Annotated in this window: 15 protein-coding genes; 3 read left to right on the top strand and 12 right to left on the bottom strand. The window is 38.2% G+C overall.

Annotation, left to right across the window (positions count from 1 at the left end):
• Positions 1-13: 13 nt before the first annotated feature.
• A complete protein-coding gene (locus tag AN486_RS09955) occupies positions 14-856 on the top strand; it encodes a lysophospholipid acyltransferase family protein (RefSeq protein ID WP_053538389.1) in 843 nt (280 codons plus the stop codon).
• Positions 857-890: 34 nt separating this feature from the next.
• Here the strand turns inward: AN486_RS09955 and AN486_RS09960 are convergent, their stop codons facing one another.
• Both AN486_RS09960 and AN486_RS09965 read right to left on the bottom strand, forming a co-directional pair.
• Positions 891-1616, bottom strand: a complete 726-nt coding sequence (locus AN486_RS09960; RefSeq protein ID WP_053538388.1) for a DevA family ABC transporter ATP-binding protein — start codon at positions 1614-1616, stop codon at positions 891-893.
• Between the two features lie 577 nt (positions 1617-2193).
• The gene (locus tag AN486_RS09965; RefSeq protein WP_053538387.1) at positions 2194-4044 is read right to left on the bottom strand and encodes a chloride channel protein; all 1851 of its coding nucleotides are present in this window, start codon (positions 4042-4044) and stop codon (positions 2194-2196) included.
• A gap of 368 nt (positions 4045-4412) precedes the next feature.
• On the opposite strand from AN486_RS09965, the gene AN486_RS09970 reads away from it, so the two are divergent.
• A complete protein-coding gene (locus tag AN486_RS09970; RefSeq protein ID WP_039204428.1) occupies positions 4413-4790 on the top strand; it encodes a hypothetical protein in 378 nt (125 codons plus the stop codon).
• 490 nt (positions 4791-5280) lie between these two features.
• Here the strand turns inward: AN486_RS09970 and AN486_RS09975 are convergent, their stop codons facing one another.
• On the bottom strand, positions 5281-6894 hold the full coding sequence (locus AN486_RS09975; RefSeq protein WP_053538385.1) for a glycosyltransferase family 39 protein: 1614 nt from the start codon (positions 6892-6894) through the stop codon (positions 5281-5283).
• Between the two features lie 257 nt (positions 6895-7151).
• On the opposite strand from AN486_RS09975, the gene AN486_RS09980 reads away from it, so the two are divergent.
• A complete protein-coding gene (locus AN486_RS09980; protein WP_053538384.1) occupies positions 7152-8678 on the top strand; it encodes a hypothetical protein in 1527 nt (508 codons plus the stop codon).
• 49 nt (positions 8679-8727) lie between these two features.
• Here AN486_RS09980 and AN486_RS09985 read toward each other — a convergent pair whose 3' ends face one another.
• From AN486_RS09985 to AN486_RS10025, 9 genes are all read right to left on the bottom strand, one after another.
• Positions 8728-10020, bottom strand: coding sequence for a recombinase family protein (locus tag AN486_RS09985; protein ID WP_290600417.1), 1293 nt, complete (start codon positions 10018-10020; stop codon positions 8728-8730).
• 27 nt (positions 10021-10047) lie between these two features.
• The gene (locus AN486_RS09990; RefSeq protein ID WP_039204423.1) at positions 10048-11265 is read right to left on the bottom strand and encodes a thioester reductase domain-containing protein; all 1218 of its coding nucleotides are present in this window, start codon (positions 11263-11265) and stop codon (positions 10048-10050) included.
• Between the two features lie 56 nt (positions 11266-11321).
• The gene (locus AN486_RS09995) at positions 11322-12179 is read right to left on the bottom strand and encodes a sulfotransferase domain-containing protein (RefSeq protein ID WP_290600418.1); all 858 of its coding nucleotides are present in this window, start codon (positions 12177-12179) and stop codon (positions 11322-11324) included.
• 340 nt (positions 12180-12519) lie between these two features.
• On the bottom strand, positions 12520-14298 hold the full coding sequence (locus AN486_RS10000; protein WP_290600419.1) for a thiamine pyrophosphate-binding protein: 1779 nt from the start codon (positions 14296-14298) through the stop codon (positions 12520-12522).
• A 440-nt stretch (positions 14299-14738) separates the two neighbouring features.
• Complete coding sequence (locus AN486_RS10005) at positions 14739-15476, bottom strand: sulfotransferase family protein (protein ID WP_290600420.1); 738 nt, start codon at positions 15474-15476, stop codon at positions 14739-14741.
• 52 nt (positions 15477-15528) lie between these two features.
• Positions 15529-16887: a flippase gene (locus tag AN486_RS10010; protein ID WP_290600421.1), complete on the bottom strand. Its 1359-nt coding sequence runs from the start codon at positions 16885-16887 to the stop codon at positions 15529-15531.
• Between the two features lie 122 nt (positions 16888-17009).
• Entirely contained in the window at positions 17010-18374 is a 1365-nt protein-coding gene (locus AN486_RS10015; RefSeq protein WP_290600422.1) for an aminotransferase class III-fold pyridoxal phosphate-dependent enzyme, read from the bottom strand.
• Positions 18375-18384: 10 nt separating this feature from the next.
• The gene (locus AN486_RS10020; RefSeq protein ID WP_290600423.1) at positions 18385-18957 is read right to left on the bottom strand and encodes a chorismate pyruvate-lyase family protein; all 573 of its coding nucleotides are present in this window, start codon (positions 18955-18957) and stop codon (positions 18385-18387) included.
• A gap of 339 nt (positions 18958-19296) precedes the next feature.
• Positions 19297-20580, bottom strand: coding sequence for a sulfotransferase (locus AN486_RS10025; RefSeq protein WP_290600424.1), 1284 nt, complete (start codon positions 20578-20580; stop codon positions 19297-19299).

Here is a 20580-nt window from a genome sequence, read left to right on the forward strand (position 1 = left end):
ATAAAATTTCCTGATGTTCAAACTAAAGCATCTTCAAACGACTAACACAGGGTGGTCTTTGGATCAACGAGATCCAAGGTTCATCGAATCTATGATGCCTATCTTGGGCTTGTTATATAACTGTTATTTTCGAGTCCAAACCAGTGGCTGGGAAAATATCCCAAATGGCAAAATTCTCGTTGTCGGTTCTCATAATGGTGGACTGGCTTCTCCTGATACTTCCATGATGTTATATGATTGGTTGCGTCGCTTTAGTGTCGAAAGACAGATTTATGGTTTGATGCACCCTAAGGTTTGGGATGTGTTTCCACCGGCGGCAGAAATGGCGATGAAGGCTGGCGCAGTGAGGGCGCACCCCAAAATGGCTTACAAGGCTTTGCGGGCTGGCGCTAGTGTCTTGGTTTATCCGGGTGGTGCTGAGGATGTCTTTCGACCCCATGCGATGCGGGATAAAATTTATTTTGCCGAACGGAAGGGGTTTATTAAGTTGGCGTTGCGGGAGAATGTACCAATTGTGCCGGCGATTTCCTGGGGTTCACATGATACTCTGATTGTCTTGGCTGATATGTATGAAATCATGCAGCAATTTCATAAAATGGGGATGCCTTGGCTGCTTGGGGTTGATCCTTTGGTATTTCCCATTTATTTGGGATTACCTTGGGGATTGGCTTTTGGACCTCTGCCTAATATTCCTTTGCCTGTAACTATCTATACTAGGGTTTGTCCGCCAATTGTGTTTGCACGCTATGGAAAAGAAGCTGCAAGCGATCGCACTTATGTGGACGAATGCTATGAGTTAGTCAGAAGTAAAATGCAGCAGGAGTTAGATACTTTAATTCAACAAGCCAATCATTAATATCATCCTGGCGGTGCTTTTGTCGCCAGGTATTTCAACTCACTACATCTTGCAAAGAATCACTTTTTTCTCGGACAAGATGACCGTCTTCCATATAAACAATGCGGTCAGCAATATCTAAAATGCGGTTATCGTGGGTGACGAGTAAAATTGTACAGCCATGCTCTTTAGCTAATTTCTGCATTAGTTCTACTACATCCCGTCCTGATTGTTTATCTAGTGCGGCGGTGGGTTCATCTGCTAGGACTATTTTTGGTTGACTGACTAAGGCGCGAGCGATCGCTACCCGTTGTTTTTGTCCCCCTGATAAACTATCTGGATAGTAATTGAGACGATTTCCTAATCCTACTTCTTCTAACATTTGCTGTGACTGCATTAACATTTTTTTTGCTGACATTCTCGGCTGTACTTCTAAACCCATCCTGACGTTTTGGATTGCTGTTAAGCTACCGTGTAAGTTATGGGCTTGAAAAATATAACCGTTATTTCTGCGGGCTTGGGTTAATTGTTTAGCATTGGCTTGACATAGTTCATTACCTAATACCTGCAAACTCCCAAACTGGGCAGAACGTAACCCACCAGCCAAGGTTAATAATGTGGTTTTACCAGAACCAGAAGGACCTGTCATGATTACAATTTCCCCTGCATTTATAGTTAAGCTAATATTAAATAAAACTTGTTTTCGTAGTTGTCCAGATCCGAAGTAATGATCAAGATTGCAGATGGAAATTACAGGTTTAGTAGAGTTAGTAGTTTTCATAGTTGAGGTTTTAAGGATTTTTTTGCACGCAGAGCCGCAGAGACAACAGAGAGGAATTTTGAGGAATTTAAAACATATCTGCTGGGTCGGCTGATTGGAGTTTATTTGTGGTGCTTCCACTACTGCATCCATCTGATTTATTTGTCCAAGTTCGACAATGCCGTTACCGGATACTACTTCACCCGCACGGCTATAAATGTCAAAAATTACACAATTTTGAGGTGTTTTAACATAACTTTGAGCGAAATTGGCTTGTGCCTGTGCGGCTACGGCTATTTTATTTAAGGTGGCTTTAGACTAGAATATGCTGCATTGTGAAGAGATTTTATCAATGGAGAGCGATCGCTTGATTGATAATCTAGTTAATTTAGCGTTGCTGATAGCCTGCGTGGCGTAGCCATGTTGAGGTATGAAATTCCCAAATTGAACCTTTAAAACTCAAACCTCAGTGCGTCTACTCTTCGAGATCACGAAGCGTGATTGCGCCTTTGCGTGAGACTAAAATTCATACCCTTAATCAGCAACGCCTATGGAAATCAAAGCAATCACGAGAGGTTGCCCCCAGGATATTGACCAATTACCAATTACCAATTTCCTCTATATATTCGGCAGTGGGAATCACTGGTGAATATTGGTGCAGTATCTTAGTGATTGCCGTTAAATTACAAGTTAATTCAATTTGTTCCCTTTCTAGCAAACCCAGAATAAAATCGGGATTGTCTTTAGCTACCACTGGTAATTGATGTAAACCACGTAATGCCATCCGGTCTAAAGCTTCAGATACAGGTTCATCATCCCAAGCATAGAGAATATCTGTAGTACAAATATCTATCAGTTTTTGACTAGATAAATATTCCTGAATTTCTGGCAATGAATTAGGAAGATTTTGGCAGATAAAAAAAGTTCGTTTAATATCTTCTAGGGAAAGAATTCCCACTAGTTTACCCGTATCATCATCAATGATTAAAGCACTGCGGATTCGTTCCCGCGTCATTACTACCGCAGTCTCTAATACGCCTAAAGTTGCTGATAATTTTTTGGGACAGGTGTACATAGCATCTGCTACTAACATTTGCTGCCAAAGTTCTACCTTTTCATCTTTCAATTCAGGTAAACCAATCTGTTGCAGATTAGCATTAGCATCTACAGTTGGTTTGATTAGTTCCACCAACCAAACACTTAAGCCCACTGCTGCCATTAAAGGTAAAACAATGCGGTAATCACGGGTTAATTCAAATAACATTAAAATTGCTGTTAATGGCGCTCTCACGCTACCTGCTAAAACCGCCGCCATACCTACCATTGCATAAGCTGGAGGCGCAGCCATATATTCTCCAATTCCTGGGATGATCAAAGCCAAAAATTTAGCGTAGGCAGACCCAAAGGAAGCACCTAAAAACATAGCTGGGGCAAATAATCCGCCCACAAAACCACTACCTGAACTTACCGCTGTCATTAGCAGTTTTAATACTAGTAAAATGAGTAATAAATTGAGGGAAAAATCTTCATCCTGTAGTATCGCTTCTACAGTTCCATAGCCGATACCTAAAATTTGTGGGTATTGCCAACCGACTAAACCAAGAATTACACCACCAAAAATTGGCTGAATGGACTGAGGAATTTTACCTAATAACGTTAACCCTGAGAAATTGCCAGCAAAGATAGCTTTAGCTAAACGAATGGATTCAGTATAAGTAAGAGAAATTAAACTTGCACCCAAACCTAAACCCAGATAAAGCGGTAATTCTAGGTAACTGCGAACTTGATAAGCGGGTAAAGCAAAAGCTGGTTGTGAACCTAAACCAATTTGAGCAATTAAAGCAGCTACTACGGCGGCAAGTAACACCACACTTACGGCAGAAGTAGCAAAATATGTACTGCCCATGACTACTTCTAAGGCAAAAAATACTCCCGCAATGGGGGCATTAAAACCAGCCGCTAACCCAGCCGCAGCACCAGCCCCCAATAGTAACCGCTGACGCTCCTGAGATACTTGTAATACATCTGATAACAACACCCCAAAATTAGTCCCAATTTCTACACTTGGACCTTCTGGACCTAAAGATGCACCACTACCAAGAGAAACTGCCGCCGCGATCATTTTTGTCACCGGTCGCAGGGGTTTTTTCGCTTCTTTTCCCTGAGAAACAGCTATCAGAGATGAAAGTCCTGGACCAAAATCTTGAGTTCGCCAACGCATGAGGCCAACAATGATACCACCGAGAATAGGAACAGCCGCTAAGGTCCAAGCACCCCAAATTCCAATCTGTCCCATCAGATTTTCCAACATGAAGTTGTTAATTAGCTGGATTAAATAGTGAAAGGTGACTATACCCATACCTGTGCTACTGCCAATTAGCACGGCTAAAAACAGCACTACTGTTTCGGGAGAGGCTTGAAAACGATTAATTAACTGAGTGAACCGCATGGAATATGGGGGAAAGTAGGGTTTTAATCATTGAGGATTCTTAGATATTGATAAACGGGGTATAATGTTGGAAAAATCCGTTTTTTGTCTATTATTTCTTATTGTGGTTCATTATCAGAGAAACTGCCTGCTCAATAATTAACTAACAAAAATCACAAAATATTTAGAAAAAATAATTCTACTTTGTGGTGCTAACAACTTGGGTTAATATTGAGGGGAGTACGTCTTTGGAGCAATTGCATTCTTAAACTCCATAATAGTATTTTGCCAATCACTATCAGTGATTATGGCACGATTACTAGGTCTACAGTAAAATTCAATACAGATATTGTTATAAATAGAATCGAGGGACTAGGTGGACGAGGTAGATGAGTACAAATACTTTTCATAATCACTATGTTACTTGCCCAATTTGCCAAAAAAATAACAGAACAAAGCCAATAAAGTCTTATATTGGTTTGTTTACCTGTCCTTATTGTCAAGAAAAATTAGTTGTTTGCCAAAGTGGCCACTATGTGCGTGATCCATTTATTTGGAGACAAATAATGATTTCGTCGGCTCTCCGTCGTCAAAGCCGACCTTTGGCAAGGATTATCAGAGATTTTATTGTCATTAAGCATCCTTTACTGTCTTTAGTTGTGGGAAGTGCAATTTTTTTCGGGATTGTGACTATGACTCAAGACAATATGAGTCGTAATGGTCAAGAAATTCCCCAAATTGAAAAAATGAATAGGGGTGAAAAATAGATTTCAAATTCAGGCGTTGCTGAATTGAGGTATGAAACTCAAATATTCTATTTCTCAAACTCTTACTCTCTGCGTCCTCTGCGCCTCTGCGTGAGAAAAAATCATACCTTTATTCACCAACGCCCAAATTCAATACTATTGCCAAAGCCCTGAAACCCTATTGATAAGTAATTGGACAAAAATATTTACAGTCATTGCGAGCGAAGGGAAGCAATCACAACCCTTGGAATTGCTTCATTTCACTTAGTTCCATATGGCTAACGCCACGCAACGCTTACACAATGACATTGTGTAATTAATTCTGTCTCACTACTTATCGTCACGATTTTATTGGGTTTCAGACATATTTTGGAAAACTGGCAATAGTATTGATATTTATACGGGTTTGAGCAAATACGGGTGTTGTTTCTATGTTTTTTGGTAAGGAAATACGGGGGGTTGCCAATACGGTTCTGGGCAACCACGGGCTGTTGCACCTACGATAACGGGTTTATAATGAGTTATTTTCTTTTGTAATTAATTGCCAGTCTTTTACTTGGTCTATGACTTTGATGGATTTAAATTGGAGGTTTTCTAAGGTAGATGTGTTAATGAGAAAATAAGGTTGGCTATCATATTGCCAGTAATATTGTAGTTCACCGATAGAAGCGGGAATAATGGTGCGATCGCTATAAAAATCCAAGGAAGGACGATGATAGGGAAAAGATGTATAGATTTCCTTAACTGCTGGATTAATTTTCGTGATCATTGCCGCTACGGGTTTAACGGGATAGGCTGTATTTAATTCCCAAACCCAGTAATTAGATTTCATTAATAATAATAGAGAAATATAACTTCCCCAAATTAAAATTTTCAGAAATTGTCTATCACCGCGTTCTGCTAAGATTGCGGATAAAGTCATAGTTAAAGCTACTGCGGCAAAAATAATCTGTAACTCGGCTTTGTCTAATGTTCTTCCCCCAAAATAAATACTGCTTGCAGAAGCCACTACCGCCAATATCGCTAAACTCGTTACCCAAGAGCGGGGATAGCCTGAGAATAAGGGGACATTTTCCATCTGGGCTAATTGAAACCCAAAAGCTAAAGCCAAACTAGGGTAAATGGGGAATATATACCAGGGGAGTTTAAAGCTAATGAGGGAAATAATTAATAGATAAACACCACACCAGATAATAATTAATTTCGCCCAACTTAAGTTATTATTTTCCCAGGTAATGCGGATAGTTTGGGGGAGAAATATCAACCAAGGCCATGTCCATTTAGCGATTTCTAAAAGATAATACCAAGGTGCTTGGGATGTGCCATTATTAATGGTTTGAATATGGGTTAAAGATGTATTGATGTCAATACTGAAGGGATATCCATAGTGCCATAATTGAAACCCATACCAGCAGCATACAGGTAGACAACCGATAAAAATACCTATCCAGAAATAATAACTTGTCAGTAGTCTGGGTGTATCCCAAAAAAGAAAGACTAAAACAATTGCACCTAAATAAATACCCATCATAGCTTGAGTTAGACAGATTAACCCAAAACTAATGCCTACACCTAAGCAGTAACGTAAATCCCGCCGCGATCGCAAGACAAACCACATCATCACAATTAAAAAACAGGCAACTGCCCCATCTAACATTGCCAACCTGCCATAACGTACCACAGGCAGCATTGTTAAATAAATCAAAGAACTATAAATAGCTGCCCAACGTTGACGAAATATCTCCCTTCCTAGACAATATAAGCAAGGCACAGAAGTTGCTGTCAAAATTGCACCAGGTAGGCGCGTTGTCCATTCATTGACACCACCCAGAGAATAAGCCCCAGCAATTAACCAGTGCATAAGTGGCGGCGTGTGATGATATGGTTCACCTCCCAAAGTGGGGTAAAGCCAGCGCATTGAATCTACTGGGGCTTGCCAAATTTCCCGCGCTACCCTGGCTACGGTTGCCTCATCGCCATCTTGTAAGGGCAAACCTCCAAGATTGATACTAAACAAAATCACCGCTGCTAATAACAATAGGATTAGCCATAGCCAATCAATCTTTTTTTCAATCACACGATGCTGTTTTTCTAGATGAGTCCAAACAAAGCTTCCTTCTTGCATATTCTATGCGAATCTTATAACTGCTAGGTTTAATCACATAGAGATCAAAGCGAATCTCCAATGTTGCCATCTAGGAACAATCTATATTCAAAGACAATGGCTAAATCCCAAATTAGCTCAGTTTCTCATGAATAGAGATAATTTTTTGGCGAAGATTTTCTTATTGATTTTTTAAGGAAGTTTACAAGCATCTTTACGATTAAATGATATAAATACTACCATTAGCATTTAGTCAACTACCCCGAAGGAGAATGTCAATGAACTTACCTTTTATTTTAGATGTGGCACTGGGTTTAATTTTTATTTACTTAATTTTAAGTTTACTGGCTTCGGAAATTCAAGAACTATTGACAACCGTACTGCAATGGCGGGCTGAACACTTGAGAAGATCAATTGAAATTCTTTTAGCTGGTGATGCTCAAACTTCAGAAAATCCTGAAATAATTCAACTTGTCAATAAAATTTATGGTAATCCTTTAATTCAAAGTATTAATCAAGAGGCGAAAGGTTTATTGGCAACTTTACCTCGGAAAGCGACTTGGGCAATTGGCTCATTCTTTAGTCTGTTTAGAAAGTCTAGTTCTAGATTTAAAAAAGAAACTGTGTTTGGTGATCAAAAACGTAGTGCGCCTTCCTATATTGGTGGTGAAAATTTTGCTAATACTTTTATGGATACACTCCAACTGCCAATATTGGTACAAAAATTAACTGAAATTAGGTTGGAGCAATTCAAAGCTGAACGGTTAGATGATGTTAGACAAATTTTGATTCAGTTACAAGTTTACATTAATAACCAGGAGCTATCTAGTGAATTTGCCACCAATATTGCCGCAGATTATAGACGGTTGGAGTTAGAGTATAATCTGATTATTGATGAATTCAAAAAGGAAAAATATGATATCTACATGGTGATAAATAGGATGGGAGATAGCCTAGCTAAATATATAGAAAGTTTTGTAGCAAGTATAGCTGATCATGAATATATTTTAGATAAGCCTTTGCGGGAACTAAAATTCTTAAAACAAGATATTTTTGAAAGTGCAGAAAAAGCCATAGTGATAGGAGGCTTAAAACCTAATATTAATGAAATTATCAAATCTATCAAGAAAGGTAGTGATATTCATGGTGAAGTCATAGCAGCTATCCAAGATAAAGATAGTGAAACATATAAAAAAGTTAAAGAATTGATTGATATTTTGCCAAGTTCTGTAGTTGATAACATTGAAACTATGGCAAAACGCGCCCAGATGAGAGCTAAAAGCACGGAGGAAGGTATTACTCTTTTGCGAAGAGAAATTGAAAATAGTTTTGATAGCTCAATGGAAAGAGCCGGTGGTGTTTATAAACGTAATGCTAAAGGAGTGGCAATTATCATTGGCATAACCTTAGCTATCACAACCAATGCCGATACTTTTCATATCATTAACCGTTTATCTAAGGATTCTTTATTGCGGGAAATAATTATTAACCAGGCTGTAAAAGTAGCACCACAAGACTCTAATCCTTCAGATATCAATAAAATAGATCCTAACGAGATTTTAAAGGAAGTTGAATTACCAATTGGTTGGACAAGTGCTAACGTACAACAGCAAATCAACAGCACAAAATATAGAGTTAATGGGTTGCCTGTTTTCAGTGTTTTAAGTATGATTGCTGGTTGGTTTGTCAGTGGTATTGCTATTGCGATGGGTGCGCCTTTTTGGTTTGATTTACTAGGAAAAGTGATGAATGTCAAAAATGCAGGTAAAAAAGGCAAACAGTCCCCCAAAAGTCAAGATGAATAATCAATGATTCAGATCCCCGACTTCTTAAAGAAGTCGGGGATCTGGTGGTTTAGAAAATAAAAATTATTTGTACATCCCATTCTCTATTTTGGCGGATAATTTGAATTTGTTGGATAAATTCACGGAAGTAAAATCTTCGTTCTACCTCTGATAAATCTAGCCAAAATTGGGGAATGGAAACAGCTTCAGCTACGGAACGCAAATTCACAGGAGGAAGAATTGCTAACTTGGCTTGAAGTTCGGAAATTTCTGTGCGAAGTTTGTAAGCTCTTAATTTTGCAGTTTCTATATCTAAAATCCCCGTTTCTATGAAAGTGGGTAATTGCTGGAGGATTTGTTGCTGACGAGATATATCATTGCCTAAACTATTTTTAATTGCATCTAATTGGGGAAAATTTATCCCGGCGACAGCTAAAGGTAAATCTCGACAAACATGATCAATGGTTTTTTCTAAAACTACTTGGTAAGGGATAGCACGACATTTAGGCTGTTGAGGACAGTCGGTTGCACGTAAATATAAATACTCTTGATCCTGATGACGCTGAGTAACACTGGTGACAATCATCTGTAATTGACATTGATGACAAATGACTAAACCAGCTAAAGAACGGGGCGCACTAGCTGTCCGCGATGGTAAGCGGCTGTTGCGTCGTAATAGTCTATCAATTTGCGCTGCTTCTTCTCTGGATATAATTGCCGCATGAGTATTAGAGATAATTTCCCTGTTTTGATAGGCTGTATCACCGCGATAAACTGGATTAGTTAACCACCGTCTGGCTGTAGTGACAGAAATATTTTTACTGTATTTTTTACCTATATAACGGACGGTAGCACGGACAGAACCATAAAGTAAAAAATATTCAAAAAAGTCTTTAACAACGGGTGAGGTAGTGCGATCAATAATATATTTACCTTGTCCTCTCCGGTAGCCATAGGGGGATTTTCCCGGTGGTGGTGAGGTTTCTAGACGATTACGAGCGTGTCCCTGACGAATTCGGCGGCTACGTTGTTGATATTGAATTTCTGGTAATAATTGTAGTATTTCGGTGGGGATTTGACTAGATTTGGAGGCATAGGGTTGTTGTGTCGTAATGACTATGACTCCCATTGTTTCTATTTGATTGAGGCGATCGCTCACTTGGGATAAACTATCACCTAATTCTTCTAATCGGCGCAGTAGTAGATAATTTACAGTTTCGGTTTGACAATCAATTAATAATTGTTGTAATTGGGTGCGTTTTCCTAAATCTTCATAAATTTTATCTACTTCCCAACCCCAATCATCTGGGCTGGGAACAGTATCTAAGAGTGGATCAGTATAAATATAAACAATTATTTTCATAATGTACAATGAAAACTTGTTTTTAACTTATATTTTATTGTCATTCAACACTTCCGGAAAATAACCAATTTTTTGAAAGTAGGAAAAATACACATTCAGTAATTCCTCATTGATAGCAGGACAGAGAATAGATATATTTCCTAACTCTGCAAGGGTTTGGTCAGCATTAAATTCTACTTTGTCCGGTGAGAATATCTTTGAGAATTTCAAAAGCAGTAATAAAGACGAGTATAACTTATCCTTGGGATACTTGGATATTTGATTCTTTATTTCCGCTAAAAAATCATTATAACTAACTTTTTCTAAAGGGTAGCCTAAAAAACAAGTTGAGTTAAAAAATTGCTCCCAAGAAGTTGACTGAGGATTAACTAAATGAAATGTTCTGCCAAAATATTTTTTTTCCAGAGATAAACTTACAATTGATTGACTGACATAATCAACTGGAATCATGTTTATTTGTGTTTTTAAATTCGGAAATCTTCCTAATTTAATACAACCTTTGAGCAAAATACATAAGAAATCTTGAATATTGCCATTGATTCCTGTTTGACTATGTCCACTAATTCTTGAAGAACGATAAATACAAGCAGGTAATCCTCTTTGTTGTGCTAATATAATTAATTGTTCTGCTACCCATTTAGTTTGTTGATAACCTCCTTTGATACTAGAAAAATCAGCAATATCTGTTTCCGTTATTTTTTCATTATCAAGATTAGTTTTATTGAAGAAAAATCCCAGGGTAGAAATAAAATGAACAGGTTTAGTTTGCAGAATACTTGCTAACCGAATAACCTCTTGTGTTCCTAACACATTCGCAGGTTTTAAAATTGAATAAGGACGAGCCGAGTTAACCCATGCTCCATTATGATAAATAATATCAATTATCCCTGCTAATTCATTAAAATCTCCCTCAGAAAGACCCAACAAAGGTTTAGATAAATCTCCCACAACGGGAATAATTCGAGAACTAAAAGTTTCTTCCCAAAGTAAATAAAATTCCAAATGTTTTTGGAGACGATTTTTGCCCTCTTTGCTATTACTACAGCGAATCAAACAATAAATATCTGCCGTAGTTTTGTGGAGCAGTTCCCTAAGTAAATAAGCACCAAGAAAGCCAGTTGCTCCTGTGAGAAAGATAGATTTTGGCTCTAGTAAATTATCTGACAGAGGATTGATAAATTGGATAGAGGAATCTAAAATTAATTCCTCTGCTAAATCTAAACTATTACCAGTAGTGTTAATCATAAATAATGGGTTTTTGCCTATTCCTTGAATACCTTGTGCGTAAACTTATGAGAAAACTATCCGATTGTGTATCCAGCTTCCTCACATAAAGGTTGACAATAAATATTTAATTTTTCTACATCTTCTGCGTTCATTGAGCTTTTCCAACCATCTATTTTACCTGTTCTAAATGTTCTAGCACCAGGATTATAAATTTCACCTAACTGAGAAAGAATAGTATCATCAAAAGGAATATCTAAATAAGAGCAGATTTTGTAGACAACAGCTTCTTGTTTTTCCTTAGTTCCTCCACCCTGTTCCCCAACCAAATCTTCAAAGTGGATAAATAAACAATTTTCTTCATTACGCCAAGCTAACATAGAACGATACACTTCGGCAAAATTTTTGATTTCTACTCCTACTTTTACAGCATACCCTCCCTCTAAAATAAAGTCTAAGCGTTGGGTAGGAGACATTAAACTAAAATCATCTTCTAAAAAGTGTCTTCCTGGCATTTTACCTGTATCTAAAACAAAGGGAATTAAAGAAAAAACGACAGCGCGAGGATCACGAATTATAAAGACCTGTTGATAATTTAATTCGTTCAGAATTGGCGTTAATAGAGGTGTCCAAGGAATATGACCTAAAATATATTGCTTTGGGGAAATCAGTGTTAACCAATGTCGAAAAGTTGCGGAATCTACATAACATGGGGTTAAAGCACCGATACTAATTTTCTGATCTGATTCTGTTTGATGTTCTAATCTCTTTTTGACTTCTCCATAATTAAAGAATAGAGGTGTTTCTGTGATTTCTCCTGGTTCAAAATGTTCTTTATACCCCAAAATTTCTACAGCTTTGGCTAATAAATGAGTACCACTTTTAGGCAAAGAATTAATTAATAGTCTCTTGGTTGCAGATTGTTCTTCAGTCATGATCTTAGTGGGGAAAATTAAAAATTGACAGTTGGTAGTAATTCAGGAGTATTTGGAAGATATAGCGTTTTCTGATCTAATGAGGTACAAAATTATCTGCGTTCAATTCTTACTTCCTCTAACATACCTCTAAGATACAAGGTTGGGTTGTGGAACGTAAACGTTCGCGGAGCAATCGGAACGAAACCCAACAAAATCCTTGGTAATGTTGGGTTTCGCTGTCGCTCAACCCAACCTACATTTCCTTAACCGACAAGTATTGTATGGTAGATAGGTTTTCTAAGCCATAGCCATATTTAGGGTAAACTTTCAAAAATCAAATAGTAATCCTATATCAAGTTTAGAACATTCCGATGGGTGGGACATAATCACCATCAATTCGCACATCTAATACTGTTGGTTTGGAATCGTTATAAATTGCCTCATAATCTAGATTTTTTAAATCTTGACCATTATGAATAATATAACCATTTGCCCCCATTCCTTTGGCTATTTGACTAAAATCAACTGAAGGTAAAATAAACTCCAGTTTTTCAGTTCCTGTTTGCTTATGTCTATGTTTCACCATACCGAAAGATTGGTCATTTAAAATAATAAAAATGACTGGTAATTTTTCAGCCACAGCCACAGCCAGTTCGTTTCCGTGCATTAAGAAGCAACCATCTCCTGTTAGGCAAACAATGGGGGTATTTTTAACGCCAAAAGCTGTGCCAACTGCACTACCAATTCCCCACCCCATCGGGGCTGTTACTGCTCCTAGACGGTAATTTTCGGGACGATGGGGAAATAAATAATGAATACTCCAAGTTAACCAATTACCTACATCAATTAGATAGCGAGTTTCTGGGGGGAAATGCTGTATAAGTTCACTGATTAATTGTTGGGGTTTAACTGGGGATTGATCATTTAATAGTTTATAACTATCTGGATCTTTAACTGTAATTTGAGTGGGTTGATATGGATGATGGTTTAATAATTCGGGGGAGGTTGTTGATAGTTTTGGTTTTAAGTGTCCTGTTTTCTGAGCATTTTCTAGGCGTGTATGTAATTCTTTAAGTATGGTTTTAATAGTTCCTTGGATGTGCAATTCTGCCATTGGAGAACTGTTAAAACACTGATCTGCATGATGGATATGGACTAATTTTTTAGTTAATACTGCGTTATCCCAATTGGAGGTTTCCCATTGTCCTAAGTTCATACCTACAGCTAAAATTAAACCGACAGATTCATCGGTGAGGGCTTGACGGGCTGTTTGATGGCCAGCAAACCCAAATACGCCTTTTGCTAAGGGATGATAAGGATTAACGCAGGTTTTGCCGCTTTGGGTTGTAGCTATAGGAGCATTAATTAATTCTGCTAAGGCTATAATTTCTGAGGATGCTTGTTTACAATCTTGACCAATCCAAAGGGCGATAGTTTGTCCTTGATTTAATACATTGGATACGGTTTGAGAAAGATGATCTAAGGCTTTTAAATCAACTAATGCTGGGGGTTGGGTTAATAGTTGAGGTATATGAGGATAGGTAAGAGATGGTGGGGCTTCAGCGCGGAAGAGATTTACAGGAATGCTGAGATGAGCCGGTCCAAAAGGCGATCGCAAAGCGGTTGTTAAGGCCGCAACTAATTTTCTTTCTAGTTGATTGGCATGGGTAACGAGAGTGTTATAACGGGTACAGTGTTTGAACATCGCCACTGTATCTATCGTATCAGGTGATGATTCCTGAAAGGCACTCCAGCTAAAATGAGATAGCATGGTTTGGGCGGTAATCACAAGCATGGGGATGCCTTCACCATAAGCGGAAGCTACCCCTGTAATTACATTGGTGCTACCTGGACCTGTTGTAGCACAGCAAACTCCAATTTTTCCAGTTTCACGGGCATAGCCATCAGCCATAAAAGCCGCACCGGTTTCATGACAAGTTAAAATTGGCCGGATTCCCCCACGTTTTTCGCTACGTGCTAAGGCTTCATATAATGCGCTATTGTGTCCCCCAGGTATGCCGAAAACATATTCTACTCCTAATTGTTCTAAGTAATCTACAATTAAATCACTCAGTGTTCTGGATTGATTTTGCTCAGGGGAAGTCAGTTGGATAGGAGATGGAGTTTGTGAGATCATTCTATTTAAGTTGGTAATGTTAACAGAGCTAAATTACTGAGAATTATGTTTTTGATTGAGAAATTGAAAATTTCAAATTAATTTACATTATTTTATAGCGGTTCTTTTGTTGAGTGACATACAAGAACCCCCTCCCCAACCCCCTCCCCCTTTGGGTTCACCGGTCACAGATAAAGATGACGATATTGGGTTTCTTGACCCCTGGAATGCCGATGGCTTCAAAGGATAAAACGTTTTGGCTTAATGTGGGGTTGTCTGACATGATACTAATTCCTCAAATTTATGAATTCGGAATTTACACAATGACTGGCTATTTGACTAAAATCAACTAAAAGAAAAATAAACTCTGATAGTTCATTTCCTGGTTGCTAATGTCTGTGTTTGACTATACCATAATATTGATGCAAAAAATTAAGAATTAAAAATTAATTCACATTATTTTATACTTGAGCAGTGGTTTTTAGTCCTTTTTCAAGAGAACTGATTTGTTTTTGTATACCTTGACCAATTTCAGCGGAATAACCATCAAAGGTGTAGCCAAATAATGCTATATCTTCTTGAAAATTTTCTTCTACCAGTTTTATGGTTTTGGGGTTGTAATATTCTTGATAGTTTCTATGTTTGGACTGATTCAAATAGGGTAATGAAGTTTGTAAGTTAAGCTGTTGACAAACATAATTCAGGTCTGTTGCTAAGGTTTCGTATCTACCAATATAATCAACTATTAGTCTGCCTTGGGAGTCAGTAATAATTTCTTTTTGGAGTTTAGTCGCTCCCTTGGGAAAGGGGTTTTTGGTGTTAATTACCCATTTTAAATATTCCTCAAATCCAGCCATTGATTTTACTAATTCATGTCTGATATGAGCTTTTTCTTTGAGAATAAAGTGATAATAGGATACTTGCCAATCCCAAGGGTTTCTGACAAAAGCAAATTTATAAAAACTGTTATAGATTTCTGGGGACAATTCCTTTTGAACGTCCTTAGCTTTAGCGTGCCAAAGAGAAGATTCCCATATTTCATAGAAGGGATTAATTTTGTCTCCTAACATTCTTTGGGGACGATTAATTTTAAATTTTTCGGGTTCTTGAGCATAGGATTGTAACGCCTCTTTAATACTCGAACCCGCAGCTTTAGCGATGTGAAAAAAAATGAACTTGTGACTGTAAGATATTAACATTGGTATAGGTCTTTGTATTTATAAATTGCTTCTAAATTTGGTTGACTGAAAGTTATTCAACTTCAACAATAGATTTATTTTCGGGCTTAAATAGGACGGAAAAAATTGAAGGATTAACCTTAACGTATTTGATGACTAAGACACTCAGCCAAATATTCCAGGTAATCATGGTGATGCTAGTAGCGATCGCTGCTCCTACCATCCCGAAATAAGGAATAGCGATCGCATTTAAAACTATGTTCATTAAAGCACACCAACCAAACACAGGCAAGGACTTATTTTGATGACCTGTCATGACCATCAAAGAGCCAACCGAACCACATAAAGCATCAACCAAACGTCCAATCACCAAAACTTTCAAAGTCCAATTAGCCGTGATAAAATCCGAGCCAAAAATACTGAGAACAGGTTGAGTAAACAGCAATAAGCAGACAGAAATCAACACTGTAGGAATAAATATCCAGATATTGGCCTCAGACACCAGTTTTTGTAACCCCGAAGAATCTTTTTTAGCATAAAGGGTTGCAAATCTGGGTGCAGCCACTATATTTAATGTTAGCAAGGCTAAACCTGGCCACTGAGCAGTTTTTACCGCCGCATTGTAAATTCCGGCTGGTTCAGGCCCTATCAAAGAACCCACCATCAGAATATCAGATTGATCTAAAATCACAAAAAATGACTGTTGAATCAACAAAATCAGCGATAATTCTACCCACTCACGGTAAGCATAAACAGGAGTTGTCGGTGTAAATTCTTGATTAAACTTCCTTCGCACTAACAGAAGTTGCACTGTCGTCACCGCAAACAATATCACTCCAGCTAGGATAATCAAGGATAAACTATTGAGGCTATGGTGATCTCTCCAGATTATGAATCCTGCTCCTAGCACTAAGATAGGATAGATAATATCAGCAGGCATATAGGCTAGAGCAATTTCCTCTAAGGCTGTGGCGACTCCCTTGTACAAACTAACTAAAGCCTGTAGGGGTAATATCCAGATTCCCATTAATAGAGGAATTGCATAAACAAATTCATGGTAATTATTTATTGATAAGACGATTCCGATGACAATTAAGGACACAGTTAGGCTTCCTAGTAATATTAATAGCCAACTTCCCCGCACAATGCCGTGTAAACTGCCAAAATCTTGTTTAACTTTATATTCTCCAATTAAACGGACAGTAGTGCGAGGTAATCCTAATCCTGCTGGTAGAGCTAAAAATAAAGTCCAAGCCGTCACATATTCATAAATCCCATATTCGATTCGCCCCATCCATCGCGCCAACAAAACTTGCAACAAATAGGTAATAAAAAGACTACTAATTTGCACAACCAAAGCTATAGTGGCATCTTTGGTAAAGCCCTTGAAGCTGATATTTTGGGGAGACTCTGTAAAGGTTGATTCAGTCATAATATGAATTTAGGTTAAGAGTTTTTGTAGGTTGGGTTAAGCGACAGCGCAACCCAACAAAAGTCTGTAAATGTTGGGTAACAAGAACGTCAACCCAACCTACCTGATTTCACATTTTTAGATTATTCAGCACAGACCAAATTAAGAGCCTGTTTTACTTCTTTGAAAGTCAATTCTAATTTTTCCACTAATTCATCACATTGAGTTTCTGTAATAATAAAAGGTGGCGAAATTAAAATGTGATCTCCATCTACTCCTATTCCCGTACCAAATCTACCTCGGAGAATTAAGCCATTTTTTAAGCCTATTTGCATGATTTTTTCAGTTATGCCCAGGGAACGGGAAAATGGTTGATGAGTCTCTCGGTTTTGGACAAATTCAATCCCTATTAATAACCCTTCTCCGCGAACATCTCCAATGAATGATTCCCGTGCAGCCAACTTTTGTAATTCATTTTTCAGATATTTACCGATGACTGCACATTTTTCAATCAGATTATGTTCAGCAAGATAGTTTTGTACAGCTAAGGCCGCAGCGCAACTAATGGGATGTCCCGCATAGGTGAACAATGATAGGGGTATATTTTTAGTGGCATGATCAAATATTTCTCGAACCCTTTTGTGAATAATCACGGCTCCAATGGGCGCGTATCCACTACTTAAGGCTTTTGTGGCTGTGATCATATCCGGGATGACATTCCAGTGGTCAATTCCAAAATTCTTACCAGTGCGACCGAAGCCTGTGATAATTTCTTCGGAAATGAAAAGAATATCGTAAAAATCACAAATTTCTCGAATTTTTTCATAATAACCCGGTGGGGGAACGATCGCACTACCGGCACCACCAATAATCGGTTCGGCAATAAAAGCGGCTATGGTATCGGGGCCTTCTTGTTCTATTGTCCTGGCTAGTTCATTAGCGCAAGCCAGTTGACAACTGGGATAGGTGAGTCCATAGGGACATTGATAACAATGGGGGGCTTGAATATGGGGAAAATTTAATAAATCAAAGGGCGGTAAACTGCTGCGAACAAACCGACTCCCGGACATGGCTAGAGTCGCAATTGTATGTCCGTGATAACTATGCCAACGGGAGATAATTTTGTATTTGCTGGGTTTTCCTCGGAGTTGATGGTAATAGAGTGCCACTTGAAAAGCCATTTCATTGGCTGTTGAGCCACTGGTAACGAAACCAACTCTATCCATTCCCTCTGGAGCCATTGCTGTGACGACATCTGCCAAATGTTCCTGGGGTTCGGAGGTAAATTGAGCTTTATGGATGAAACACAGTTGACGAGATTGTTCGGCGATCGCATCAGCTACTTCTGTAACACCATGGCCAATGGAAATAACATGAGTTCCCCCGATAGCGTCTAGATAGGATTTACCTTCGGAATCATAAACATAAATCCCTTTGCCATGAGTTGGCATCAAACAGGTTTTATGCCAGCGAGGTGTATTAAAAACGTGAGATTGTTTTTCGTTCATTTTATATTTTTTAGATGAAAAAACTAGTGGGGAATTTTTCGGTAATCATCATTACAGGTTGATTTTGTGAAAACACTCGATAAGTCCGTGAAAAGAGGTTTTCATCTTTGTTAATTTTAAAATCCTCAGCTAAATTACCAGCAAGTTCTTGAGATAAATCAACAATTTCTTTAAAGGTTTCCACGCGATATTCTAACCAGAGTTTACCAATGGGTTTTGCTGAGTTGAGTAACTGGTCTTTAAATCTTGGATCTAGTCGGTCGGGAACCACAATAGATTCAGCATAAATCCAGTTTTTTTGGCTAATTCTTCCTTGGAGAAATATTCTCCTTTTAATAACTTTGCTGCCCACTTCCAGATTTAAAAGAGGGATATTTTCAGTAATGTTGACTATTTCTTCAGAAAGTTTAATAATTGCAATCTTTTCTAATAGATAAATTTCCAGAATATCAGTTAAAGTTCCATCAGTAATTAAGATAATTCGCTGAAGTGTACTTAATTCAGCAAGTTCAATTGGGCTTCTGCTTAAACTATTTTTCAATAATTCAATTTTACATTTATCAAGTTCTTGTGCCTGTAGCATGAAGATAATTCCTTTGCAAATAATAAGTCAAAAAGGTTGCAGAAGTTAATTAAAAATTAACTTTGCAGATACCAAGTTTGTCAATGGTCTTAATAGTACGAATTCTACTTTTATGAAATATTTTGAGCAACCATTTCTCCTATTGCTATGGAAAAATTCACTTTTATTCCGGCTTCAAAGTTCGGTAATTTTTGCTTTGATGCTTTTTCTGAAGCAATTATGGAACATAAGTAGGTGGGCTGAGAAAAAACAAAATGTGTAAAGAAAAGTAAAATCGCCCAAAACTTCTTCACTCTTGCCTTGCCATAACGACAATTTTTAACGCCAACCTACTTAATGTTAAAATTTGCCCCTTTCTAGAATATTAATGAGGTTTTCTAAATCTGGCAGGACTGTAGCCAGTTCCCTGGCGTTTTTGCGCCATTTTTCAGCCGACGGGGTGGATAAGGTTCGTTGAGCGATCGCTAAAGGTTGAGAAAGCATTTGCTCAATATGTTGATCTTGATGGAGTTGGGCAAATTCGGCGATGTCGTTGATGGTTTTTTGCGATCGCTCAACCAAGTCCTGATAATTAACTAAGTGCCAACAAGAGGAATCCAGGGTTTTTAAGTCTTCTATCAGGCAAGAATTCGCTGTTTTCCACTGATGAGCAGCAATTTCGACCAATGAGGACTTTTGCAAAGATGACCATTCGGGAACGAGGAGAAAACTCCAATTGCGATAAGGCCAACCTGGTAGGGGTTGATAGGAAATAAACCTCTGCGATCGCCACCCTTCCATTAAACTACTGATATTTTCTTTAGGTTCTCGATAGAGATAGATAAAGAGAGCATCAGGAAATATGGCTTTTATGAAAGGAACTCTCAGGGCGTTCTTGGGTGTTTTTTCCAGAAACCGAATTTTATTTGGCCGTTCTGACTCAGGAAGATGGAGATATTTCACTCCTTCCCGATTTTGCAATTGTTGAACAAAGCGTTTTTTCAGATTTAAACCAATTTCTGAGGTAGCATCACTTTCTATCAAGCGATTAGAACTAAAATTTCGCGCTCTTGGGTGTAACGCCGGAATCCCTTCGATAATTTCATGACTTTCATCGCCAATTGTCCACAAATCAGGAAATTGAGCTAGGGTTTCAAATAATAAGCTACTCCCGGCTCTAGGTGCAGAAACGATAAAAATTGGCTTTGTAAACTCTGGAATCAGGAAATTTTGGTTTTCATCCCTTTCCAACTTGGCTTTCAGCCTTCTTCTAGTTATGGATAGCTGTCTATTCAAGGGTACGGAAACAGGTTTGGGTGTTGACAACATGGAAATAATGACGTTAACTGCCCCATTTCCTGTTCCTGATGGGGGTAGCCATTTTTTTGCCAAGGGGGCTATTTTTTCGCCAAAATCTGCGATCAAATCACCATAGGCTAGTTCCCCTCGGTAGTGGTTTCCAAAGTCTGTAAAAGCCTTTTGCCATTGATATTTAAAGTCTTCCAACCTCTGGATCAATTGCTCTATATCCATTTGAGGAATTAGGGAATCTTTGAGATCCCCCAAAATAGCGATCACTTGTTCCTCAATTTCCGAGGGAGTTAAAATTGGTAAATCATTGAGTTGGGACACAGGCAAATTCAT

Origin of the sequence: Anabaena sp. AL93 (assembly GCF_001672085.1) — a bacterium.
In the GTDB taxonomy this organism is placed as follows: domain Bacteria; phylum Cyanobacteriota; class Cyanobacteriia; order Cyanobacteriales; family Nostocaceae; genus Dolichospermum; species Dolichospermum heterosporum.